The sequence below is a fragment of the Arenibacter algicola genome (assembly GCF_000733925.1).
Classification (GTDB): domain Bacteria; phylum Bacteroidota; class Bacteroidia; order Flavobacteriales; family Flavobacteriaceae; genus Arenibacter; species Arenibacter algicola.
This window is the reverse complement of record NZ_JPOO01000003.1, coordinates 1,267,399-1,289,906: the sequence shown is the minus strand read 5'-3', so window position 1 is coordinate 1,289,906 and position 22,508 is coordinate 1,267,399. Positions and strand designations below refer to the sequence as shown.

Annotated in this window: 22 protein-coding genes and 1 pseudogene; 18 read left to right on the top strand and 5 right to left on the bottom strand. The window is 39.5% G+C overall.

Going from position 1 to position 22,508, the window contains the following annotated elements; translation table 11 throughout:
• The first annotated feature begins 155 nt into the window (after positions 1-155).
• From U735_RS0116035 to U735_RS0115975, 12 genes are all read left to right on the top strand, one after another.
• A complete protein-coding gene (locus tag U735_RS0116035) occupies positions 156-1,166 on the top strand; it encodes a 3-oxoacyl-ACP synthase III family protein (RefSeq protein ID WP_031444799.1) in 1,011 nt (336 codons plus the stop codon).
• Positions 1,167-1,999: 833 nt separating this feature from the next.
• Complete coding sequence (gene recR / locus U735_RS0116025) at positions 2,000-2,617, top strand: recombination mediator RecR (protein WP_031444798.1); 618 nt, start codon at positions 2,000-2,002, stop codon at positions 2,615-2,617.
• 98 nt (positions 2,618-2,715) lie between these two features.
• Positions 2,716-4,110 carry a dihydrolipoamide acetyltransferase family protein gene (locus U735_RS0116020; RefSeq protein WP_031444797.1) on the top strand — a complete coding sequence of 465 codons (1,395 nt, stop codon included), beginning with the start codon at positions 2,716-2,718 and terminating at the stop codon, positions 4,108-4,110.
• Between the two features lie 171 nt (positions 4,111-4,281).
• Positions 4,282-5,058 (top strand): 3'-5' exonuclease, encoded by a 777-nt coding sequence (locus U735_RS0116015; RefSeq protein WP_031444796.1) that lies wholly within the window; start codon positions 4,282-4,284, stop codon positions 5,056-5,058.
• Positions 5,059-5,162: 104 nt separating this feature from the next.
• Entirely contained in the window at positions 5,163-5,774 is a 612-nt protein-coding gene (locus U735_RS0116010; RefSeq protein ID WP_031444795.1) for a fumarylacetoacetate hydrolase family protein, read from the top strand.
• Positions 5,775-6,113: an Hpt domain-containing protein gene (locus U735_RS0116005; protein ID WP_031444794.1), complete on the top strand. Its 339-nt coding sequence runs from the start codon at positions 5,775-5,777 to the stop codon at positions 6,111-6,113.
• The gene (locus U735_RS0116000) at positions 6,113-7,360 is read left to right on the top strand and encodes a competence/damage-inducible protein A (protein WP_031444793.1); all 1,248 of its coding nucleotides are present in this window, start codon (positions 6,113-6,115) and stop codon (positions 7,358-7,360) included. The genes U735_RS0116005 and U735_RS0116000 overlap by 1 nt, the downstream gene beginning before the upstream one ends.
• A 72-nt stretch (positions 7,361-7,432) precedes the next feature.
• Complete coding sequence (gene rpmB, locus U735_RS0115995) at positions 7,433-7,669, top strand: 50S ribosomal protein L28 (protein WP_031444792.1); 237 nt, start codon at positions 7,433-7,435, stop codon at positions 7,667-7,669.
• A 21-nt stretch (positions 7,670-7,690) separates the two neighbouring features.
• On the top strand, positions 7,691-7,873 hold the full coding sequence (gene rpmG, locus U735_RS0115990) for a 50S ribosomal protein L33 (protein WP_031444791.1): 183 nt from the start codon (positions 7,691-7,693) through the stop codon (positions 7,871-7,873).
• A 6-nt stretch (positions 7,874-7,879) separates the two neighbouring features.
• Positions 7,880-8,032: a DUF4295 domain-containing protein gene (locus tag U735_RS25350; RefSeq protein ID WP_069859169.1), complete on the top strand. Its 153-nt coding sequence runs from the start codon at positions 7,880-7,882 to the stop codon at positions 8,030-8,032.
• 90 nt (positions 8,033-8,122) lie between these two features.
• Positions 8,123-9,085 (top strand): signal recognition particle-docking protein FtsY, encoded by a 963-nt coding sequence (gene ftsY, locus U735_RS0115980; RefSeq protein WP_031444790.1) that lies wholly within the window; start codon positions 8,123-8,125, stop codon positions 9,083-9,085.
• Positions 9,082-10,089, top strand: a complete 1,008-nt coding sequence (locus U735_RS0115975; protein WP_031444789.1) for an alpha/beta hydrolase — start codon at positions 9,082-9,084, stop codon at positions 10,087-10,089. The genes ftsY and U735_RS0115975 overlap by 4 nt, the downstream gene beginning before the upstream one ends.
• 22 nt (positions 10,090-10,111) lie before the next feature.
• Here the strand turns inward: U735_RS0115975 and U735_RS0115970 are convergent, their stop codons facing one another.
• Positions 10,112-11,200, bottom strand: coding sequence for a serine hydrolase domain-containing protein (locus U735_RS0115970; RefSeq protein ID WP_031444788.1), 1,089 nt, complete (start codon positions 11,198-11,200; stop codon positions 10,112-10,114).
• A 118-nt stretch (positions 11,201-11,318) separates the two neighbouring features.
• Between U735_RS0115970 and rimO the strand changes: the two genes are divergently transcribed.
• The gene (gene rimO / locus U735_RS0115965; RefSeq protein WP_031444787.1) at positions 11,319-12,626 is read left to right on the top strand and encodes a 30S ribosomal protein S12 methylthiotransferase RimO; all 1,308 of its coding nucleotides are present in this window, start codon (positions 11,319-11,321) and stop codon (positions 12,624-12,626) included.
• Between the two features lie 168 nt (positions 12,627-12,794).
• On the top strand, positions 12,795-13,739 hold the full coding sequence (locus U735_RS0115960; protein ID WP_031444786.1) for a sugar phosphate isomerase/epimerase family protein: 945 nt from the start codon (positions 12,795-12,797) through the stop codon (positions 13,737-13,739).
• On the opposite strand, the pseudogene U735_RS24655 reads toward U735_RS0115960, so the two are convergent.
• The 4 genes and pseudogenes from U735_RS24655 to U735_RS0115940 form a co-directional block, all read right to left on the bottom strand.
• Positions 13,720-14,616, bottom strand: a pseudogene (locus U735_RS24655) (DMT family transporter). The gene U735_RS0115960 and the pseudogene U735_RS24655 sit on opposite strands and share 20 nt — an antisense overlap.
• Before the next feature lie 84 nt (positions 14,617-14,700).
• A complete protein-coding gene (locus U735_RS0115950; protein ID WP_051892183.1) occupies positions 14,701-15,216 on the bottom strand; it encodes an SRPBCC family protein in 516 nt (171 codons plus the stop codon).
• Positions 15,213-16,361: a serine hydrolase gene (locus U735_RS0115945; RefSeq protein ID WP_031444784.1), complete on the bottom strand. Its 1,149-nt coding sequence runs from the start codon at positions 16,359-16,361 to the stop codon at positions 15,213-15,215. The genes U735_RS0115950 and U735_RS0115945 overlap by 4 nt, the downstream gene beginning before the upstream one ends.
• Before the next feature lie 22 nt (positions 16,362-16,383).
• Complete coding sequence (locus U735_RS0115940; protein ID WP_031444783.1) at positions 16,384-16,632, bottom strand: hypothetical protein; 249 nt, start codon at positions 16,630-16,632, stop codon at positions 16,384-16,386.
• A gap of 117 nt (positions 16,633-16,749) precedes the next feature.
• Between U735_RS0115940 and U735_RS0115935 the strand changes: the two genes are divergently transcribed.
• From U735_RS0115935 to U735_RS0115920, 4 genes are all read left to right on the top strand, one after another.
• On the top strand, positions 16,750-17,643 hold the full coding sequence (locus U735_RS0115935) for a hypothetical protein (RefSeq protein ID WP_031444782.1): 894 nt from the start codon (positions 16,750-16,752) through the stop codon (positions 17,641-17,643).
• The gene (locus U735_RS0115930) at positions 17,627-19,078 is read left to right on the top strand and encodes a peptidylprolyl isomerase (RefSeq protein ID WP_031444781.1); all 1,452 of its coding nucleotides are present in this window, start codon (positions 17,627-17,629) and stop codon (positions 19,076-19,078) included. The genes U735_RS0115935 and U735_RS0115930 overlap by 17 nt, the downstream gene beginning before the upstream one ends.
• 4 nt (positions 19,079-19,082) lie before the next feature.
• Positions 19,083-20,036: an AAA family ATPase gene (locus tag U735_RS0115925; RefSeq protein WP_031444780.1), complete on the top strand. Its 954-nt coding sequence runs from the start codon at positions 19,083-19,085 to the stop codon at positions 20,034-20,036.
• 202 nt (positions 20,037-20,238) lie between these two features.
• The gene (locus U735_RS0115920; RefSeq protein ID WP_031444779.1) at positions 20,239-22,506 is read left to right on the top strand and encodes an aconitate hydratase; all 2,268 of its coding nucleotides are present in this window, start codon (positions 20,239-20,241) and stop codon (positions 22,504-22,506) included.
• The last annotated feature ends 2 nt before the right edge of the window (positions 22,507-22,508 follow it).

The window sequence follows — 22,508 nt, the reverse complement described above, 5'->3', positions numbered from 1 at the left end:
ATTGAAATTCCTCCAATGGCCGTATGACCAATATCATCATATGCGTATATATTTTTATTTAAATTGGATGTAACTAAATTTATTTCTCATATTTTAGATTTTATAATAGAAAAAGAAGGGGGCAGAGGCTTCCCAAAAACTTAATTTTCTTACAGATGTTCAATTCAAAAATTACTGGTCTAGGTTACTATGTACCTAAAAATGTGGTTACCAACGATGATTTGTCGAAAATGATGGACACCAATGATGCTTGGATTCAGGAGCGGACAGGTATTCAGGAAAGAAGGCATGTGATAAAAGGTGATGGGGATACCACTACTACTATGGGGGTGAAGGCTGCAAAAATTGCTATAGAGCGCTCTGGATTAGATAAAGATGATATAGACTTTATCGTTTTTGCCACCTTGAGTCCCGATTATTATTTTCCTGGTCCAGGGGTCTTGGTACAAAGGGATTTGGATATAAAGACGGTAGGTGCCTTGGATGTACGTAACCAATGTTCGGGCTTTATATATGCCTTGTCTGTTGCAGATCAATTTATAAAAACAGGGATGTATAAAAATGTTTTGGTAATCGGATCGGAACTACATTCCCACGGACTTGATATGACTACCAGGGGTAGGGGAGTTTCAGTTATTTTTGGTGATGGTGCCGGAGCTGCAATAGTCAGCAGGGAGGAAGATAGCAAAAAAGGTATTCTTTCCACCCACCTGCATTCCGAAGGACAACACGCAGAGGAATTGTCACTTATAGCACCAGGAATGGGAAAACGCTGGGTGAATGACATTTTGGAGGATAATGATCCCAACGATGAGTCTTATTTGCCATATATGAACGGCCCCTTTGTTTTTAAGAACGCCGTGGTCCGTTTCAGTGAAGTAATAATAGAAGGCTTAAAAGCTAATAAATTGGAAGCTAAGGATATAAACATGTTGGTGCCCCATCAAGCTAATCTACGGATATCCCAGTATATTCAAAATAAGTTTGGTTTAGGGGATGATCAGGTGTTCAATAATATTATGAAATATGGGAATACCACGGCAGCCTCTATACCCATTGCTTTGACCGAAGCCTGGGAGCAGGGAAAAATTAAGTCTGGAGATTTGGTAGTGCTCGCCGCCTTTGGAAGCGGATTTACTTGGGGCAGCGCCATAATAAGATGGTAAGGAAAAAAGATTTATAGTGTAATAAAAACAAAACCCGGAACAAATGTTCCGGGTTTCTTTCATTGATAGACTATACTAAACACTAACCATTAACTATAAATATATAGCGTTATCAATGACCAAAATTTTATGTTCACCTTAAAGTACGAATAATCTATTACCTGCTTACAAGTATTAACACACTTTAACTACAAAATAGTAGAGCGTTAACAACAAATAGTAGGGTGTCGTTCCTTTTGGATAATAAGCCAATAAATTCTAATTGCATTGCGGCGATAGGACTGGGGGAACTATGCCTAGGACAAAATAAGGGTTAAATATTTTATTATCAAAATATACCACTCATAACTTTATCTTAATTTTCTTAAAAGTCACTTTGAATATAATGGATCCAATGCTTTGGATAATATTTGCGAGAGGGCATAACATTAAAAATGTGTTTTGCTGTGGATATTTAACCTACTGTAAATCAATAAATAATATGTTTTTTTCTTTAATACTTTTTAAATAAGTGCATCACATCTTTAAAAGTAAGGCGTTTTTATATGTGGATTTTAGGATTGAAAATTAATTGTTATGGACAAAGCGGGTATCTCGATAAAAGGTTATTTGCTTCGGTAAATGGTAAGCGGTCAATGGGAAGGGAATAGTATTACATTATTAATTGGTAGGGAATGGAATTTGCCAACGTCTAATTGGCAGGGAAAATTCATAAATGTAATCCTGTATATTGTTTTATTGTTGAACCTTTACAATATGGTTTGCTAAGCGCTTGGAATTTACTTTTGGGGGAATACCTTAATATAATGGTATAAAATTGTAATTTTGTGGATATGGAATTTTCATCTAAATTATTGGAAAATGCGGTCTATGAGATGTCCCAATTACCGGGTATTGGTAAACGTACGGCGCTCAGATTGGTGCTGCATCTCTTAAAACAGCCCAAGGAGCAAACTACCAGACTGGCCAATTCGTTGTTGAATTTAAAGGATAATATCAAATTCTGTAAAAATTGCCATAATATTTCCGATGTAGAGGTTTGTGAAATTTGTTCAAACCCGCGGAGGGATGAAAGTCTTGTGTGTGTGGTGGAGGATATTAGGGATGTGATGGCCATTGAAAATACAGGTCAGTTTTTAGGGTTGTACCATGTCCTGGGCGGGAAAATTTCTCCTATGGAAGGTGTTGGGCCCCAAGATTTAACCATTTACTCTTTGGTGGACAAAGTAAAGCAAGGGAAGATAAAAGAATTGATATTCGCCTTAAGTTCCACTATGGAGGGAGATACCACCAATTTTTACATATACAGGCAATTAGAGGGGTTGGGCGTAAAAACATCGACCATTGCCAGGGGTATCGCAGTAGGGGATGAACTGGAATATGCGGATGAGGTGACTTTGGGTAGGAGTATTCTCAATAGAATTCCGTTTGAAAATTCGTTAAAAGTGTAATTGTCATCAGTAAAAATCATGAATAAAAGTCAAAAAAATGCTCTTTTATTTGTTATTTTTGCAAATTATTAATCATTATAAGTGTATTAAATAAGGATATGTCAAAGTTTGAGCTAAAATTACCACAAATGGGAGAAAGTGTTGCGGAGGCTACACTTACCTCATGGCTGAAGGAAGTTGGCGATACCATAGAAATGGATGAAGCTGTTTTTGAAATTGCCACGGATAAGGTAGATTCCGAAGTTCCCAGCGAGGTAGATGGCATTTTGATTGAGAAATTATTCAATATAGATGATGTTGTAAAGGTGGGCCAGACCGTCGCAATTATAGAAATAAACGGAAGTAGTTATGAGTCCGATCATGATCATGACAGCCATGTTGCCACTGTAAAAGATGATGCTCCCAACAAAGCGTCCGAGGAATTGGAGATCGCGGTTTTGAGTGCCAAGGAAAGTACTGCCGCTCCCGTAATAGACTATAGTGGAGCTGATAGGTTTTATTCCCCATTGGTGAAAAATATAGCGAAGCAGGAAGGAATTACCTTGGCAGAGTTGGATACCATAAGTGGTACTGGAAGTGAAGGCAGGGTGACCAAAAATGATATTTTGGATTATGTTGCCTCGGTAAAATCAGGTGGAGGACAACCTTTTGAGGAAAAAAAGGAGGAGGATGTAATGCCTGTGGTCGAAAAAGTAGAGCAGGTAGCCAAACCAGTTCCTAGTAATAAAGAGGAAGCTAAGCGGGAGGAGGTTAAACCGACTGTGGAGAAGGAGCAGCCCAGCAATGGGGACGAGCATATCCCTTTGACCCGTATGGGCAAATTGATAGTTCAGCATATGACCGCAAGTGTCAATACCTCTGCCCATGTGCAAAGTTTTGTAGAGGTAGATGTGACCAACGTAGTCAATTGGAGAAATAAAGTCAAGGATACCTTTGAGAAAAGGGAAGGCGAGAAGCTTACTTTTACCCCCATCTTTATGGAGGCTGTGGCCAAAGCATTGAAAAAGTATCCTATGGTCAATATATCCCTGGACGGAGATACCATCATAAAGAAAAAAAATATTAATATTGGAATGGCTGCGGCCTTGGCCGATGGAAATTTGATTGTTCCGGTGATTAAAAATGCCGATCAGTTAAACCTGGTGGGCATGGCAAAGGCAGTAAACGATTTAGCCAAAAGGGCCAGGAACAATGCGTTAAAACCAGATGAGGTAAAGGACGGCACCTATACCGTAACCAATGTTGGTACCTTTGGCAGCGTTTTTGGCACGCCAATTATCAATCAGCCCCAAGTGGGCATCTTGGCCTTGGGGGCGATACGTAAAATGCCGGCCGTAGTAGAAACCAAGGAAGGCGACTTTATTGCTATCAGGAGTAAGATGTACTTGTCCCATAGTTATGATCATAGGGTAGTGAACGGGGCCTTGGGCGGAATGTTTGTAAAGGCCGTTGCCGATTACCTGGAGGCTTGGGATGTGAATAGGGAGGTTTAGTAAATCTTTCCTGTTTTGATTCAGGGTTTGTTGGGATGGTCTGGAGTCTGCATTTTTAATTCGGGCAGTATTTGTGGATTTCCTAGCGACTTTAAGGATTTTTTGCAATTTATGGGTCTATTTTTAGTCAATACCTCTGTAAAAACTATATTTGCATAAAGAACCTACAACATGCAATTAAAGCTTACAAGGCCAATTTGTTTTTTCGATTTGGAGACCACAGGAACTAATGTTGCCAAAGATAGAATAGTGGAAATAGCTATTTTAAAAGTGTTTCCAAATGGAAATAAGGAGAGCAGGACATGGTTGGTTAATCCAGAAATGGAAATCCCTGCACAAGTTGTCGCTATTCATGGCATTTCTAATGAGAAAGTGGCCAACGAACCTACATTTAAACAGCTTTCCAAGGAAATTTACAAAATGATCAAGGATAGTGATTTGGGAGGCTACAATTCGGATAGATTTGATATTCCACTTTTGGCGGAAGAGATGCTTAGGGCCGAAATAGATTTTGATATGAAAAATACCGTTTCTGTGGACGTGCAGACCATTTTTCATAAAATGGAGAAAAGAACTTTGGAGGCGGCCTATAAATTTTATTGCGATAAAAATCTCATTGATGCCCATAGTGCAGAGGCGGATACCTTGGCTACCTATGAAGTGCTATTATCACAATTGGACCGTTATCCCGAATTGGAAAACAATATTAAGAAGCTTTCGGAATTCACAACCAGAAAGCAATCGGTTGATTTTGCTGGTTTTATTGTTTTGGATGAAGAAGGGGAGGAGATTTTCTCCTTTGGAAAGCATAAGGGCAAAAAAGTACATGCAGTTTTGGAAAATGAACCTGGTTATTTTGGCTGGATATTGAACGCCGATTTTCCGTTGTATACAAAAAAGGTTTTGACCCAAATAAAATTGAGCAAGTTGAACAATAAACTGGGCTAAGGGCTCTTGAAGAATGTGATTATTTCTTGTTGAAAGAGTTATTTTATTTAAGATACTTGCTAGATTTAAATTCCAAAGCTACTTGCTAAACATTTCTATATAAAATGAAGATTATTTGTATTGGTCGCAACTATGTGGATCACATAAAGGAATTGAATAACGAGAGGCCTACAGATCCGGTTTTGTTTATTAAGCCGGACTCCGCAGTTTTGCCAAAAGAACAGGATTTCTATATACCTGAGTTTTCCAAGGACCTACACTATGAAGTGGAAGTGTTGGTGAAAATAAAAAAAGTAGGTAAGCATATAGATCCCCAGTTTTCCCATACCTATTATGATGAAATTGGTTTGGGAATCGACTTTACGGCCAGGGATCTTCAATCCCAATTGAAGGAAAAAGGACTGCCTTGGGAAAAGGCCAAGGGTTTTGATGGGTCCGCGGTAATAGGCAAATGGTTGCCAAAATCCCGTTTTAATGATGTAAATGATTTAAACTTTCAACTTAAAAAGAACAATGAGGTTGTTCAGCAAGGGAATACGAGTTTAATGCTTTGGAAGATAGATGAAATAATTTCCTATGTATCCCGTTTTTTTACGTTGAAAAAAGGAGACATTATTTTTACAGGTACCCCAGCCGGTGTTGGTAGAATAAGTGCAAATGATTATCTTTCGGGTACTTTGGAGAATGAACAAATGTTCTCATTAAATATAAAATAGATGATTTACAGTCTGGACAAGATAAATGAAATGGCAGATGGTGATGATGAATTCATTAAATCTGTCGTTGCCGTTTTTTTGGAAGAAGTTCCCCAGGATTTGGATGAACTTGAGAAAGCCTTAGGGGTTAAAAATTATGATAGTGTATATAAATTGGCGCATAAAATTAAACCTAATGTAGACTTGCTGGGCATGGAGCAAACCCGCGCAATAGCACTTCAGATAGAAACTTTGGGAAAAAAGGAAGAAAACACGGAAGAAATCGAGCGATTGGTGCCATTACTTAAAAAGGACGTCGATCAAGTGGTTTCAGAATTGAAAAATGATTTTAAGATTTAATGTTTGCCGAAATCATAACTATTGGCGATGAGATTCTCATTGGTCAAATTATAGATACAAATTCTGCCTTCATTGCCCAAGAACTAAATAAGATTGGGGTTTCCGTGTACCAGATATCTTCGGTACAGGATGAAAGGCTGCATATTCTGGAAGCTCTGCAGGAAGCGGAGGCCAGGGCGGACGTTATTATAATGACGGGTGGACTGGGACCAACCAAAGATGATATCACCAAACATACGCTATGCGAGTATTTCAATGATACTTTGGTGGAAAACAAGGAAGTCTTGGCCCATGTAGAGGCTATCTTTAAAAAACATCTTGGAATACCTTTGTTAGAGGTCAATAAAAATCAGGCTTTGGTACCGTCCAAAGCAGATGTGCTCCATAATGAATATGGTACTGCACCTGGGATGTGGATAAAAAGAGAAGGAAAGGTATTTGTTTCATTACCTGGTGTGCCTTTCGAGATGAAGAATCTAATAAATACCAAGGTACTTCCAAGAATTATACAAGAGTTTAAGCGTCCATATATTGTACATAAGACCATCATTACCTATGGTATAGGCGAAAGTTCACTGGCGGATAGGATATCCTCTGTAGAGGACAACCTTCCCGGTATGGTGAAATTGGCCTATCTGCCTAGTCTTGGCTCCGTTAGGCTAAGGCTTTCGGCAAAAGGAAACGACAGTGAGCAGTTAAATGCCTTGGTCGATATAGAAGCTGAAAAAATTAGAAATCTCTTGGGCGACCTTGTCCTTGGTGAGGCAGGGGATGAGCCTGTAGAATCTGTAATTGCCCAATTATTGACCAAAAAGGGAATGACCTTGGGTACGGCCGAGAGTTGTACAGGTGGTAAGATAGCCGAACAGATAACTAGTATACCGGGTGCATCGGCTTATTTTAAGGGGAGTATAGTGAGTTATGCTACCGAAACCAAAATAGAGGTGCTTAAAGTGTCGAAGACGATAATTGATGAGTTTTCTGTAGTTAGTGCGGAGGTTGCCGTTGAAATGGCCACCAATTTGCGAAAAATATTAAAGACGGATTTTGCCATAGCCACCACAGGTAACGCAGGTCCTACAAAAGGTGACTCGGATGCAGAGGTGGGGACCGTGTTTATAGCCATCGTTTCCCCTAAAGCTACGGTGGTAGAAAAATATCGTATGGGAAGTCAGCGCGAAAGAATTGTGCAAAAGTCTGTAAATAAGGCTTTTGAAATGCTTCAAAAAGAAATTTTAAAATTCTGACAAAGAATTTTGTCCGTCCCATAAAATTAATTTAAATTTGCACCCTGTTTATAACAAAATAAAAGTAGAGAGATGTCAAAAGTTTGTGATGTTACTGGAAAGAGAGCCATGTTTGGGAACAATGTGTCCTTCTCGATTAATAAAACCAGAAGAAGATTTGATGTAAATCTTTCTAAAAAGCGTTTCTATATTCCAGAAGAAGATCGTTGGGTAACCTTAAAGGTTTCCGCTAAGGCTCTAAAGAGTATTAATAAAAAAGGAATTTCCGTTGTTTTAAAGGAAGCAAAGGAAAAAGGGTTAATTAAATAATCCTGAAATACTAAGATAATAATGGCAAAGAAAGGTAACAGAATTCAGGTTATTTTGGAATGTACAGAGCATAAGGAATCTGGCATGCCAGGTACTTCAAGGTACATAACCACTAAGAACAAAAAGAACACTCCAGATAGGATGGAAATTAAAAAATTCAATCCTATTCTAAAGAGAATGACAGTTCATAAAGAAATTAAATAATACGTCATGGCAAAGAAAACGGTAGCGAGTTTACAAACAAGTTCAAAAAGATTGACCAAGGCCATTAAAATGGTAAAGTCTCCTAAAACAGGGGCTTACACTTTTATGGAGTCTGTAATGAGCCCAGAAATGGTAAACGACTGGTTGAAAAAAAATTAATAACCTAAATTTATTGGTTATAAAGCTACTTTCTGATGAAAGTAGCTTTTTTATTTTTATATCTTTGATGAAAAGGAACATGCCAAAAATATGAGTTTATTTAAGAAAATATTTTCCACGCAAAAAAAGGAATCTTTGGACAAGGGTCTGGAAAAGACCAAGACCAATTTTTTATCCAAACTTAGTAAGGCGGTAGTTGGAAAATCTAAGGTAGATGATGATGTTTTGGATAATTTGGAGGAAATATTGGTTTCCTCGGATGTGGGTGTAAATACCACCTTAAAGATTATAGACCGGATAGAGGCCCGTGTATCCAAGGATAAGTACTTGGGGGTAGACGAACTTAATGCAATATTGAGGGAGGAAATTGCAGGATTGCTTTCCGAAACCAATTTTGGCAGTGAAACCGAATTTACGGTACCATTGGTGAGAAAACCTTACGTTATCATGGTGGTCGGGGTGAACGGTGTAGGTAAGACAACCACAATTGGTAAATTGGCATATCAATTTAAAAAACAAGGTTTAAAGGTAGTGCTCGGAGCGGCCGATACCTTTAGGGCAGCTGCAATAGACCAGCTTCAAGTATGGGCAGATCGGGTAGACGTGCCTATAGTAAAACAAAGTATGGGGAGTGATCCGGCCTCAGTGGCCTTTGATACCCTCAGTTCGGCCCTGAAGCAGAATGCTGATGTGGTAATTATCGACACTGCCGGAAGACTGCACAATAAGGTTAATTTGATGAACGAATTGACCAAGGTTAAGCGGGTTATGCAAAAGGTGGTAGAGGGTACTCCGGATGAAGTTCTCCTGGTTTTGGATGGTTCTACAGGCCAGAATGCCTTTGAGCAGGCAAAACAGTTTACCAAAGCTACAGAAGTAACCTCCTTGGCAGTTACAAAATTGGATGGCACTGCTAAAGGTGGTGTTGTTATTGGTATTTCAGATCAATTCCAGATTCCTGTAAAGTATATAGGTGTAGGGGAAGGAATGGACGATTTGCAAGTCTTTAATAAGATTGAATTTGTGGATTCATTTTTTAGTGGAAAAGAATGAAGATAATCCGTCGATTATTTAAAGCTGTATTTTTTTTACTGCTCCTATTGCTTATTGTTTATTTTTTGGGCCCCAAAGTAGATAAGCCCCTTTTGACCATGGAGCTTCCGGCTATGGAAACCGATTTGAATAAACTTCAAAATAGTATTTCCGAAAAGGAAAGGTCAAATATCAAAATCAAGGCCAATAACGAATCTCAAATTCTTTGGTACGATTCTATCCCTCGCATAACCGAATATTCTATTCTTTATCTTCACGGTTGGTCCGCCAGTCATGAGGAAGGTGCACCACTGCACAGGGAACTGGGGCAAAGATATGGTGCCAATGTGTACTTGCCCCGTCTGAAAGGTCACGGTTTACAGGAAGAACAGCCAATGCTCCAATTAACCGCAACCGACTATTTTGAATCGGCCAAAGAAGCTTTGGCAATAGCAAAACAGATTGGAAAAAAGGTTATTGTAATGGGTACTTCCACAGGAGGTACCTTAGCTCTTTATTTGGCCCAAGGCGATGAGGATATTGCAGGCCTACTTTTGTATTCCCCTAATGTAAAAATCTACGACCCCACTGCAGTAATATTGTCGGGTCCATGGGGATTGGAGATTGCCAAGACCATTATGGATAGCGATTTTTACGAATCTGAAGCGGATTCCTTAAAACAAAGTTATTGGACTACAAAATATAGGGTAGAGGCATTGACGCAGCTGCAGGCCTTGTTGGATGTAACAATGAAACCGGAAGTCTTTCAGCAAATAGAGCAACCCACCTTTTTAGGATATTACTATAAAAATAAGGAAGAACAGGATAAGGTGGTCTCGGTTCCTGCCCTGTTGGAAATGTTCGATCAACTGGGTGTAAAGAGCAACTTAAAACGTAAAGTTGCATTTCCTGAAGTAGGCAACCATGTAATGACCTCCTATATTACTTCAAAGGATTTGGAATCTGTTAAAAAGGAAACCATAGGGTTCTTGGAAGAAGTGGTTCATCTTCGACCTGTGAATTAGTGATTTTTGATACCTTGGGATTTTAGTTGATTAAGTCATTTATTTTTTCCCACAAATCGTTGTCAAAGCTAGTTGGTCCCAATTCATCTTCATTTGCGGAATCGCCCATGCGTATAATTACCAATCCTTTACTTGGTACCACATATAGTTTTTGGTCAAATGCACCGAGTCCGGCTATTAGGTCGTCCGGGGCATTGGGTATTAGTTTGCCGGGGAACAGTTCTTCGGAACCAGGTATTCTAAAACTACTTTTTCCATTTAGCCACCAGAGATAACCGTAGGACTTGTTTAGTTCTTGGGAAGTCGTCGTCATGTCGGTAAAATAGCTGGGGTCGTTCAGAATAGGGGTCTCGTCCCATATGCCTTTGTTGAGGTTCAACAGTCCAAACCGGGCCATACTTCGGGCATTGCTAAAATAAAGATTAAGATACCCTGTTTTTATCCAAGATCCCTGCATCCCAATTTTGTCACGTATCTTTTCATTAAAGTATTCTTTATATTCTTTACCAACGGCACCGCTTATAATATTGTCCAATAAGGTATAGGCCGCATTATGATAGTACCAAAAGCTATTGGGCTCGTCTTTATATATCAAACATTCCACATCGGTGCAAAAACTATTTTCACCAGTGAAATCCAGGCCCGTTGTCATGGTAAGATGATTTCTTACGGTAATCTGAGCTTCTTGTTCCGGGCTAAGGGAGGACCAAGCTGTTCCCATATAGTCGGACGAGGAATTGTCTATGGATAGAAATCCTTCCTTTTGGGCAATTCCTACGGTAAAGGCGGTCAAAGTTTTGGCAGCCGAGTTCCAAGAATGATTTTTTGTGGCGTTGAAACTGCCAAAATATTTTTCCAAAACAATTTTTCCATTCTTTAAAAGGATAAAAGCCTCCGTTTTATTTGTTTCCAGAAAGTCATAAAGTGGTTGCTCGGCACTTGAGTTCCACTCTAGCTCCTCAATAGACATAGTTTTCCATTCTTCTGAATTCAATGGTGGAAAATACAGGGTTTCCTCAGGTGGAATTGGTACTTGATCATCATTCCCTTTGGAGCATCCCATTATACAACAAAAAAGGAATAAACCAGAAATAAGAAATTGGGTTTTCATAGGGCTTTATGAATTAGAGTTCAATTGGTTATAAAGGTTTAACGTTAAAAAAATAAAAAAAGATATATTGGGACTACAATCTTTTTTCAAGTTGTACTTTTGCACTTTATTTGAAAATATGCGAACTAAATCACTTAAGAAGAATAGGATCAATGTAGTAACCTTGGGTTGTTCCAAGAATGTTTACGATTCGGAGGTTTTGATGGGTCAGTTAAGGGCCAACAACAAGGAAGTCGTGCATGAGGAGGAAGGGAATGTTGTAGTGATAAATACTTGCGGTTTTATCGCCAATGCCAAGGAAGAGAGTGTCAATACCATTTTGGAATACGTTCAGAAAAAGGAGGCAGGGGATGTGGACAAGGTATTTGTTACAGGTTGCTTAAGTGAGAGATATAAGCCAGACCTACAGAAAGAGATCCCCAATGTGGATGAGTATTTCGGTACCAGTGAATTGCCTAATTTATTAAAGGCCCTAGGTGCCGATTATAAGCACGAACTTATTGGGGAGCGGTTAACAACCACTCCAAAAAATTACGCGTATCTAAAAATTGCTGAGGGTTGTGATAGACCTTGTTCTTTTTGTGCCATACCTATCATGCGCGGTAAACATAAGAGTACTCCTATAGAGGATTTGGTGACCGAAGCCAATAAATTGGCAGCCAAAGGCGTCAAAGAATTGATCCTTATAGCCCAAGATCTTACCTATTATGGATTGGATCTTTATAAGAAAAGGAATTTGGCAGAGTTGCTGAACGAATTGGTGAAGGTAGACGGCATTGAATGGATACGATTGCATTATGCTTTCCCCACCGGATTTCCGATGGATGTCCTGGAAGTGATGAAACGTGAGCCTAAAGTGTGTAATTACTTGGATATTCCCTTGCAGCACATTTCGGATGCCATTCTAAAAAGCATGCGGAGGGGAACAACCCAGGCCAAAACAACAAAACTGTTGCAGGACTTTAGGGCTGCGGTCCCCGAAATGACCATTAGGACCACATTGATTGTTGGATATCCCGGGGAGACGGAGGAAGATTTTCAAACATTGAAAAGTTGGGTGGAGGATATGCGTTTTGAAAGATTGGGATGTTTTACCTATAGTCATGAAGAAAATACGCACGCCTATAATTTGGTAGACGATGTTCCCGAGGAGGTAAAGCAGCAAAGGGCTTCGGAGATCATGGAACTTCAGTCACAGATTTCCTGGGAATTGAACCAAGAAAAAGTGGGTAAAACTTTGCGCTGTATTATAGATCGTAAGGAAGGTAAGTATTTTGTAGGTCGATCAGAGTTCGATTCTCCCGATGTGGATAATGAAGTCTTGGTGGATGCAGCAAAGCATTATCTAAAAGTAGGGGAATTTGTTGATCTTCATATTTTTGAAGCTGCGGATTTTGATCTTTATGGGGAGCCTATTCAAGGTTAATCTATTAAATTTTAGTTTCAATTCATGTCAAAGGCCAGTGGGTAATAGATCTTTGGCCCATATGGAAACTAGTGGGGTATATTATTGAAATTAGAATTGTCGGTTCTTACCGGGAAGTGGGATATACTTCACTTTTTTTTATATTTTAGTCGAATAACAGACCAAAATATGAATCGCAGATCCTTTATTGCAGGTGCAGCCACAGCTAGTGTTGCAACAATCTCATTGGCCAACACCTTGCCGATGGAAAATCCAAAGAAAGAAAAAAGATATCAAGACGGACAAAGTCCTTGGCCAATCTGTTTGGATACGGCGACCATAAGGCCTGCAAAGGGCTTGGAAAAAAAGGTAGAGATTGCCATAGAGGCAGGTTATGATGCCATTGAGCCTTGGGACAGCGATTTGGCAGAATACGAGAAAAGCGGTGGCGATCTGAAGAAATTAGGTGCTAAAATAAAGGAAGCCGGATTGTTTGTGCCAAGTATGATAGGGCTATGGGGTTGCATTCCCAGAAATGAGGAAGAATTTCAAAATTCCTTGCCAGCCACCAAAAATAGAATGAGGATGGCATCGGAAATAGGTTGTACCTATGTACAGGCCATACCCAATCAAGTTGGGGAAAATTACGATGTGGCCTTTGTTGCTTCATGCTACCGAAGATTATTGGAAATTGGTATTAAAGAGTATAATGTAATTCCTGCACTGGTGTTTGTCAAGATGTTCCCGCTCAAGACTATGGGCCAGGCAACAGCTGTGGCCTTGGATGCCAATCACCCTAAAGCCAAGATAATACCGGATGTATATCATATGTATATTTCGGAAGGAGGTTTTGAGGGTTTAAGACTTTTGAACGGCGATATCTTTGCTATTTTTCAATTCAACGATGCGCCCAAAGGCATGGAAATAGGGGATATGGAGGACAAGCATAGGGTTTTTCCCGGTGACGGAATTTTGCCGCTGCCACAGATTCTAAAAGACCTTAAAGGCACAGGTTTCAACGGCTGTATTTCCTTGGAATTGTACAATCCGGAGTACCACAGTAGGGATTTGCTGGAGGTAGCCAAGACCGGATTGCAAAAGACCCTGAAGGTAATTAAAGAGGCGGGAGTTTAGCCTTTGTCCTAACCGGTATGGCAAGGGGCTTGTCGTAAAAGGTAAGTCGTATTCCCAAGAGCAGGACAATACCACCAATTATCATTTGTGGGGTAATTATCTCGTTGAGAAATACCCAAGCCAATATTGTGGCCAAGATGGCCTGTGCCAAAAGGCTTAAGGAAACTCTTGTGGCCCGCATATGTTGGGTGGAATAGCTGATGGACAATCAGGCCAGTAATTGGCACACCAATCCTTGGATAAAAAGTACAAACCATCCAATATTCGAAAAGCCGTTAAAAGGTTCTTCCAATGCATAGGATAGGATCCCTAGAAAGATCGAAGAAGAGATTAGGCTTATGGTCATAAAGTTTACTATGGATATCTTGGCGAGTACTTCTTTGCTTATTAGAATATAGATGGCATAGAATACCCCGGACAGAAGTCCAAAACTAAAACCAATATCAAAAGAAAGTTGTGCAAAGAATTTAAATCCTACCAAGGTGATCATTCCTAGGAGGGCAATAACGGTACCTATCCAAAAATTAATTGAGGGTTTGGGTTTTAAAAAGAAAAAGGTACCTATTCCTACCCAAACAGGGGACAGGTTCGTCAAGAATGATGCTTGCGTTGCCGTGGATTCTTGAATTGCAATATTCCATACCGCCACATCAGATCCAAAACATATTCCACAAAGAACGGCAAGAAGAAATGTTTTAAGCTCCGGAGTTTTTAATTGCTTTGTAAATAGGGCATAGGGCAAAATAATGCCCAAGGCAATGGTCATTCGATAGAAGGCCGAAATTAGCCCGGGAGTATAATTTAGTTTCACCAATATCGGAAATATGGAAATACAGGTTATTCCAATAATTAGGGCGATTCGAGGTTTTGTTATCATTTTTTAAAAATGGACAAAAATAAAGAATTAGTAGACTTGTCGTTTTTAATGTTACAAGTTAATGTCTTAAATATTGTTATCCTTTTAAATATTAACAAACTCAAATCCTGCTAGAGGTAGGTTTCGCAGGTCATTTTTTGTTTCGTTCAATAAAATCCCATGTTCCAAAAAGGCCTTGAGATTTGCCAACCAGAAGGTCCATCCATTACTGCAACCATAATGTATGTTTAATTTGCTGCTGTCGTCCGTAGGTATATCGTATTGTTTTAAAATTAATAGCACGTCATCGCCACATTCCTTAAATGAAACTGCAACCTTACAAACATTGGCAAAGGTGATTTCAAAAGAATTCTTCCCGTTCGCCTTGGTTATGGTTCCTTTTTCCTGACCGTCCCAATTGTGCCATTCCCATATGTAGGTATCCCCTTCGGCAATCATTTCCTTTGATGCCTTGGATTGCCCGTCAGGTGTTATATAAGTGGCTTTACTTAAAAACCAAGAAGTAATTCCTTCAGTCGTACACCAGGCCCAATAAATTTTTTCCATATTGGTTTTGATGTATATTTTTTTGGTAAAGCTATCAAAACTTAATGCTGTCATTTCCTTTGTTTTTTTACTATTTCCAGATTGTAGATCTCTCTTCCCAATTGCGCTAAAAAGGGAAGTCCAGTTTCTTTGTACTCATAGCTGTCATCGTTGAAAACCCCATTATTATTGGCTATAAGCGTTGCGGTAAGCATAAATTCCACATCATTTTTATGGTCTATAATGTAGGCACAATCCGTAATTGTGCCATAGGCATTGCCCACCTTATTGTATATTTTGATATATTCTGGAATGGTATCCCTGGTATCTCCGTACATAAAAAACTTACAATAACCATCGTAATACTCCATTTCATCGAACCCTATGTTTTTGGGAAGGTCACTCATGGCCTTCAAAAGAAAACTTTGTTGGTCCGGACTAAGACGGAATCGTTCATTTTTTGGAAACTGTTCCGGGAAAACTATTCTTTTTAGGACCTCGTTCTGGGCGCTGATGGGAAAATAATTTTTTAAGCTAAAATCGAATGGTTCATTAATTAGAGTGTTGTCCTCATAATAGGCCGTTCCTTTTTTTACCCTTTTCAGAGCCAAGGGTGCTGGGGGTTTGTTCACACTTGGTTTTAGCCAGGCCGTAGTAGTGTCGTTTAAGTAAATAATAAGTGGCCTTGTAGTGACCTCAAAAGCATTTTCCGTTGAAAGTCGATGGGAGATTCGTACGGGTGCTATGTCCTTGTCCTTCAAACTTTGGTTTATTCGGTCTTGCCCTAAAAATTCCAGAAGTCGATTATTGGCATCATTGTCACTTACCGCGAAAACCTTGGAGATTTCGTTGGCAAATGTTGTTTCCAAAGAATCACCTTCTACATAAAATTGGGTGTATAGGTCCAAGGAATCCATTTCGTTCAATTTTTCTATGGCAAGAACGGCAGTTAGTATTTTAACCGTGCTGGCTGGGTAGAAGTAGTTGCTATCGTTGACCTGAAAGTTGTAGTCCGTAAAAATTATGCTGTCTTTTATCCTGTCGATTTGGGTATACCTTATTTGTAGCTCATGTTGGGCCAAGCTATCCATGACTTTCCGTATTTTGGAGTTGTCGGAGCTTAGGGCCATTTTCAATAAATCAGGCTCTTCAATATGTTTGGCGCATGAAAAAAATAGGGTGGTTATGGCGATAATGAAAAAAAAGATTCTTCTGCCCATGGGTTTGTTTCTTATATTTTGGTTAGTCTATTGGGGTGTAGACTTCACCTCTATGCGGTTTTAATGCGTCCCTAACGGCAATCATCTCGGATTCGCTTACAACTAGATATGCTATGGAGTGCATATTATTTAGGTCCTTATTTCCTGTAATGTTAAAGGTTAAATTTTGGGCCAATACATATTCATCCAGATGTATTTTATGGTGCTTTGCCGTATTCTGGGCCGATTCACCCCTAAAATCCCAAATTAATTTTATTTGTCTGTCCGCCATGGAATAAAATTAATAATAAAAGGAATAACATAGGCAGTAAACCTTCCGTTTAATGCTCTGGAATTTTATTGGGAAATGAGGACTTGCATAATGCTGCTTAATTGCTAAATTTGCTGAATGGATTTTTGTGAAATAAAGCTGGAAAAAATCTCATTATTTTTGGTGAGTGTAGTATTGTTGTGCACTTTTATATCCTGTGATTCACTTTTTAAGAAGAAGGAAGACAAAATCCCGGTGGCTAGAGTTGGGGAAACATATTTGTACAAAGAGGACCTGAAGGAGCTACTTTTGAACAATATGTCCAAGGAGGACAGTACCTCTTTGGTTAATAATTATATTAATAATTGGGCTTATAAACAACTGTTGCTTTCCAAGTCCAAAATAAATCTACCCCAGGAGAAGCTGGAGCATTTCGAGCAATTGGTTTCCGATTACAGAACAGATTTGTACACAGGGGCCTATAAGGAGGCATTGGTCCTACAATCACATGATACTACTATAACCCATTCCCAGTTAACTGAGTTCTACGAGCGCGAAAAAGAAAATTTTAAGCTTAAGGAGCGGATAATACAGTTGAGGTTTGTGGAGTTGCCCATACAGTATTTGGACAAGGATTTGGTTGCCAAGAAATTAAGGGATTTTAAGGAGGCTGATAAGCGCTATTTAGATTCTATAAGTGTGCAATTTAGAAAGGTCAATTTTAACGATTCCATTTGGGTAAATGTTTACCGGGTCATGGAAGAAATTACTCCGTTAACTACTGAAAATCAGGACAAGTACTTAAAAAAATCACAATTTTTTGAATTACAGGACTCTTTAGGGGTATATTTGGCAAGGGTAAACGATATGTTGGAAATCAACGATATTGCTCCCCTAACCTATATTGAACCTACCATTAAACAGCTGCTTTTAAATAGAAGAAAGTTGGATTATATGAAAAAACTGGAAGTAGAGGTAATGGATGAAGCTATTAAAGAAAAAGAATTTGAAGTTTATGAACAAGGTAATTAAAACAGGTTTTTCCCTTTCTATTTTATTGTTGACAGGGATAATGAGTGCACAGGAATCCGAAAATCTTCCAGATACCCAGGTAGAACCGCAAGAGGTAATTGTAGAGGAATCTATGATCTCCAAGAACGATTCCGTAAACAATTTTAAAAGGATAAAACTGGACGGGATAGCTGCCGTAGTGGGCGACTATGTAATCTTGGAATCAGATATAGAAAAAACTTTGATAGATCTTAAAAGCCAAGGGGCCTCCACTGCCGACGTTACAAGATGCGGTCTTTTGGGTAAGTTAATGGAAGATCGTTTGTATGCGCATCAGGCTGTTCAAGACAGTATTTTGGTTTCTGATGATGAGGTAAATGCCCAAGGGGATCGGCAGTTACAACAACTGGTCTCCCAGATAGGTTCTATGGAAAAGGTCTTGAATTATTATAAAAAGGATGATGAGGCCAGTTTTCGTGAAGAACTGTACAAGATCAACAAGCTAAGAATGCTTTCCGAAAAAATGCAGAACAAAATTGTTTCGGAAATAGAGATTACCCCAGAGGAAGTTAGGCAGTTCTTTAATAAGATTCCGGAAGATGAAAGACCTGTTTTTGGTGCGGAGTTGGAAATTGCCCAAATAGTAAAGCAACCCAAGGCTTCCGATGAAGAAAAGCAAAAGGTAATAGATAAACTAAATGAAATCAAGGCAGATATTGAGGAAAATGATGCTAGCTTTAGTGTGAAGGCTATTTTGTATTCCCAAGATCCTGGATCCAAATCCAAGGGTGGATTTTACAGTATGACCCGAGAGACCCCATTTGTTAAGGAATTTAAGGATGTGGCTTTTAGTTTAAGGGAAGGTGAGATTTCTGACCCCTTCGAAACCGATTTTGGTTACCACATTATATATGTCGAAAAAATTAGGGGCCGTGAGCTGGATCTAAGACATATTCTTATATCTCCGGAGATATCCCAAAAGGAATTGGATGATGCAAAGAAGGAATTGGATAGCATTAGAAAAGGGGTATTGGATGGTAAATTTACCTTTGCTGCTGCAGCTTTAAATTTTTCCGATGAAAAGGAAACCAAATTTGATGGAGGTTTGTTAAGAAATCCACAGGATTATAGCTCCCGATTTGAGCTTACCAAAATGGAACCATCGCTTTATAATCAAGTGAGGGACATAAAGGACAATGAAATTTCCATGCCTATTCTAGAGAATGATCCCAGGGGAGGTGCTCCCAAATACAAAATCATGAAAATCACCAATCGGTATGATGAACATGTTGCCGATTTTGCAAAAGATTACATAAAGATTCAGGAATTGGCACTCAGGGAAAAGCAATATAATGCCATAAAAAAATGGATGGACGAGCATATTGAAGATACCTATGTGAGCGTTAATTCCGCGAATAAAGATTGTGATTTTGCAAATAATTGGGTAAAGGAATAAATGCATGTCGGACGTAGCTGCAATTAAGGCTCTAGTAGAAAAAAATAAAGTTCTTAAACAGGAAATAGCCAAAATTATTATTGGGCAGGAGGAAGTGGTAGACCAAATACTACTCTCTATTTATACTGGTGGACACTCCTTGCTTATAGGAGTTCCCGGTTTGGCCAAGACCCTCATGGTAAATACAATTGCCTCTGCCTTGGGATTGGGCTTCAAAAGGATTCAATTTACACCAGATCTAATGCCCAGTGATATATTAGGTAGTGAAGTGTTGGATCAAAATAGGAACTTCAAGTTTATAAAAGGGCCCATTTTTTCCAATATAATACTGGCCGACGAAATAAACCGTACTCCTCCCAAAACCCAAGCGGCGCTGTTGGAGGCCATGCAGGAACGGGCGGTGACCATAGCTGGTAATCAGTATAAATTGGATCTTCCCTATTATGTTTTGGCAACCCAGAACCCAATAGAACAGGAAGGTACTTACCCGTTGCCCGAAGCACAGTTGGACCGCTTTATGTTTGCTATTGAATTGAAGTATCCTACTGTCGCAGAAGAGATTAAGGTAGTAAAGGAAACCACCTCCGATTTTAAGCATGAAATTGTTCCCTTGTTTACCCCTGGGGAAATAATGGATATTCAACATTTGGTCCGTAGAATTCCGGTTCCAGACAATGTGGTGGAATATGCTGTGAAATTAGTGAATAGCACAAGACCTAATCAAGACAATGCCTCAGAATTTGTAAAGCAGTTCATAGATTGGGGGGCGGGACCACGAGCTTCCCAGAATTTAATATTGGGTGCCAAAGCCCATGCCGCTGTGAACGGCAAATTTTCTCCGGATATTGAAGATGTCAAAGCGGTTTCCTTGGGAATACTGAGACATCGGATTATTAAAAATTATAAGGCGGAAGCCGAAGGAATTTCCGTTGAGGATATTATTCGAAAGCTTTTGTAGTTGGGGAAATCAGCTTGGAAACGTTTGATTTTGATAGGCCCAAAAAGCTGAAATTTATTGCATTTACATTCCTATATTGGCAATCTTTTTTATAATTACGTAAAATTGGCGTATTCTTGCCGTATTCTTAGTTTAAAAGTTTTATAAACGTAAGGTATTTTCTTAATTTTGGAGAATAACTTAAACTAAAATTTTATAGATAATGGCATTCGATATTGATATGATTAAAAAGGTGTATGCCAACATGTCCGAACGTGTTGATAAGGCACGTGAAATTGTTGGAAAACCTTTAACCCTTTCAGAGAAAATTTTGTATTCCCACTTGTGGGACGGTACGCCTACCCAAGCATTTAAAAGAGGTAAGGACTATGTTGATTTTGCACCCGATCGAATCGCTTGTCAAGATGCTACTGCGCAAATGGCATTGCTGCAATTTATGCAGGCTGGAAAACCCAAAGTAGCCGTACCAACTACAGTTCATTGTGATCACCTGATACAGGCAAAAAGCGGAGCTGTTGCAGATTTGAAAGTGGCCAACACTTCCAGTGCCGAAGTCTTTAATTTTTTGGAATCTGTTTCCAATAAGTACGGAATTGGTTTTTGGAAGCCAGGTGCTGGTATTATTCACCAAGTAGTTCTTGAAAACTATGCCTTTCCTGGAGGAATGATGATAGGAACCGATTCCCATACGGTAAATGCCGGGGGTCTTGGAATGGTTGCCATTGGTGTTGGTGGTGCCGATGCTGTGGATGTTATGGCCGGAATGGCCTGGGAACTTAAGTTTCCAAAATTGATAGGAGTAAAATTAACGGGTAATATCTCTGGCTGGACATCTGCCAAGGATGTTATTCTTAAAGTGGCTGGTATTTTGACCGTAAAAGGTGGTACTGGAGCCATAATAGAATATTTTGGTGAAGGGGCTAAAAATCTTTCCTGTACGGGTAAAGGAACCATATGTAACATGGGTGCTGAAGTTGGGGCTACCACTTCTACCTTCGGTTATGATGCGTCTATGGAAAGATATTTAAGGGCTACGGACAGGAATGATGTTGCAGATGCAGCAAATGCGGTTAAGGATTACCTAACGGCAGATCCTGAGGTATATGCCAATCCTGAGAAATATTTTGATGAATTGATAGAAATCGATTTGGATACACTTAGGCCACACCTTAATGGTCCGTTTACCCCTGATTTAGCTACTCCGGTAGGACAGTTGGGAGAAAAGGCGAGAGCTAATGGATGGCCTTTAAAAGTAGATTGGGGTCTAATAGGATCCTGTACCAATTCTTCTTATGAGGATTTGACCAGGGCAGCCTCTATTGCTCAACAGGCCGTTGATAAAAAGATCAAACCAAAATCAGATTTTGGTATCAACCCTGGGTCTGAACAGATCAGATTTACTGCGGAACGTGATGGTTTGTTGCAGATATTCGAAAATTTGGGGGCAACAATATTTACCAATGCCTGTGGTCCTTGTATAGGGCAATGGGATCGTAGTGATCTAAAAGGCGATGAGAAAAATACAATAGTGCATTCCTTTAACCGTAACTTTTCCAAAAGGGCGGATGGAAATCCAAATACCCATGCGTTCGTAGGTTCCCCAGAAATGGTGGCAGCCATAGCAATTTCTGGTAAATTGGATTTTGATCCAATGAACGATACCTTGATCAATGAGGACGGACAGGAAGTTAAATTGGATGAGCCGTTGGGAATTGAATTGCCACCAAAGGGATTTGAAGTGGAAGATGCAGGTTATTTGGCGCCAATGGAAGATGGTTCGGGTGTTCAGGTGAAGGTAGACCCCAAATCCGAGCGTTTGCAATTGTTGGAACCTTTTACTCCAATAAAAGCGGATAGTCTTCAAGGAGCTAAATTATTGATTAAAGCCTTTGGAAAATGTACTACAGACCACATTTCAATGGCTGGTCCTTGGTTGCGTTTTAGGGGGCATTTGGATAATATTGCCAATAACACCTTGATCGGAGCGGTAAATGCCTTCAATAAAAAGACAAATTTTGTAAAGAATCAGCTTACAGGAGAGTATGGTGGTGTTCCTGATGCACAAAGAGCTTACAAGGCTGCAGGAATTAAAACAGTAGTTGTGGGAGATCATAACTACGGGGAAGGATCGTCTCGTGAACACGCGGCTATGCAGCCAAGACATTTGGGTGTTGCAGTGGTAATCGTTAAGTCTTTTGCGCGTATCCATGAAACCAACCTTAAAAAACAAGGTATGTTGGGGCTAACCTTCGCCAATGAAAGTGATTATGACTTGATTCAAGAGGATGATACCTTCAACTTTATTGATATAAAGGATTTTGCACCAGATAAACAAATTACCTTGGAATTGGTACATAAAGATGGTACTAAGGACACTATTAAATTGAACCATACGTATAACCAATCGCAGATTGAATGGTTTAATGAAGGCTCTGCCCTTAACGTTATAAAAAGGGAGAACGCGGCTTAATT

What these genes read in the sequence shown, in the direction of transcription:
- U735_RS0116035 (WP_031444799.1), top strand. Translation starts at nt 156, where the DNA reads ATGTTCAATTCAAAAATTACTGGTCTAGGTTACTATGTACCTAAAAAT.
- recR (WP_031444798.1), top strand. Translation starts at nt 2,000, where the DNA reads ATGGAATTTTCATCTAAATTATTGGAAAATGCGGTCTATGAGATGTCC.
- U735_RS0116020 (WP_031444797.1), top strand. Translation starts at nt 2,716, where the DNA reads ATGTCAAAGTTTGAGCTAAAATTACCACAAATGGGAGAAAGTGTTGCG.
- U735_RS0116015 (WP_031444796.1), top strand. Translation starts at nt 4,282, where the DNA reads ATGCAATTAAAGCTTACAAGGCCAATTTGTTTTTTCGATTTGGAGACC.
- U735_RS0116010 (WP_031444795.1), top strand. Translation starts at nt 5,163, where the DNA reads ATGAAGATTATTTGTATTGGTCGCAACTATGTGGATCACATAAAGGAA.
- U735_RS0116005 (WP_031444794.1), top strand. Translation starts at nt 5,775, where the DNA reads ATGATTTACAGTCTGGACAAGATAAATGAAATGGCAGATGGTGATGAT.
- U735_RS0116000 (WP_031444793.1), top strand. Translation starts at nt 6,113, where the DNA reads ATGTTTGCCGAAATCATAACTATTGGCGATGAGATTCTCATTGGTCAA.
- rpmB (WP_031444792.1), top strand. Translation starts at nt 7,433, where the DNA reads ATGTCAAAAGTTTGTGATGTTACTGGAAAGAGAGCCATGTTTGGGAAC.
- rpmG (WP_031444791.1), top strand. Translation starts at nt 7,691, where the DNA reads ATGGCAAAGAAAGGTAACAGAATTCAGGTTATTTTGGAATGTACAGAG.
- U735_RS25350 (WP_069859169.1), top strand. Translation starts at nt 7,880, where the DNA reads ATGGCAAAGAAAACGGTAGCGAGTTTACAAACAAGTTCAAAAAGATTG.
- ftsY (WP_031444790.1), top strand. Translation starts at nt 8,123, where the DNA reads ATGAGTTTATTTAAGAAAATATTTTCCACGCAAAAAAAGGAATCTTTG.
- U735_RS0115975 (WP_031444789.1), top strand. Translation starts at nt 9,082, where the DNA reads ATGAAGATAATCCGTCGATTATTTAAAGCTGTATTTTTTTTACTGCTC.
- U735_RS0115970 (WP_031444788.1), bottom strand. Translation starts at nt 11,200, where the DNA reads ATGAAAACCCAATTTCTTATTTCTGGTTTATTCCTTTTTTGTTGTATA.
- rimO (WP_031444787.1), top strand. Translation starts at nt 11,319, where the DNA reads ATGCGAACTAAATCACTTAAGAAGAATAGGATCAATGTAGTAACCTTG.
- U735_RS0115960 (WP_031444786.1), top strand. Translation starts at nt 12,795, where the DNA reads ATGAATCGCAGATCCTTTATTGCAGGTGCAGCCACAGCTAGTGTTGCA.
- U735_RS0115950 (WP_051892183.1), bottom strand. Translation starts at nt 15,216, where the DNA reads ATGACAGCATTAAGTTTTGATAGCTTTACCAAAAAAATATACATCAAA.
- U735_RS0115945 (WP_031444784.1), bottom strand. Translation starts at nt 16,361, where the DNA reads ATGGGCAGAAGAATCTTTTTTTTCATTATCGCCATAACCACCCTATTT.
- U735_RS0115940 (WP_031444783.1), bottom strand. Translation starts at nt 16,632, where the DNA reads ATGGCGGACAGACAAATAAAATTAATTTGGGATTTTAGGGGTGAATCG.
- U735_RS0115935 (WP_031444782.1), top strand. Translation starts at nt 16,750, where the DNA reads ATGGATTTTTGTGAAATAAAGCTGGAAAAAATCTCATTATTTTTGGTG.
- U735_RS0115930 (WP_031444781.1), top strand. Translation starts at nt 17,627, where the DNA reads ATGAACAAGGTAATTAAAACAGGTTTTTCCCTTTCTATTTTATTGTTG.
- U735_RS0115925 (WP_031444780.1), top strand. Translation starts at nt 19,083, where the DNA reads ATGTCGGACGTAGCTGCAATTAAGGCTCTAGTAGAAAAAAATAAAGTT.
- U735_RS0115920 (WP_031444779.1), top strand. Translation starts at nt 20,239, where the DNA reads ATGGCATTCGATATTGATATGATTAAAAAGGTGTATGCCAACATGTCC.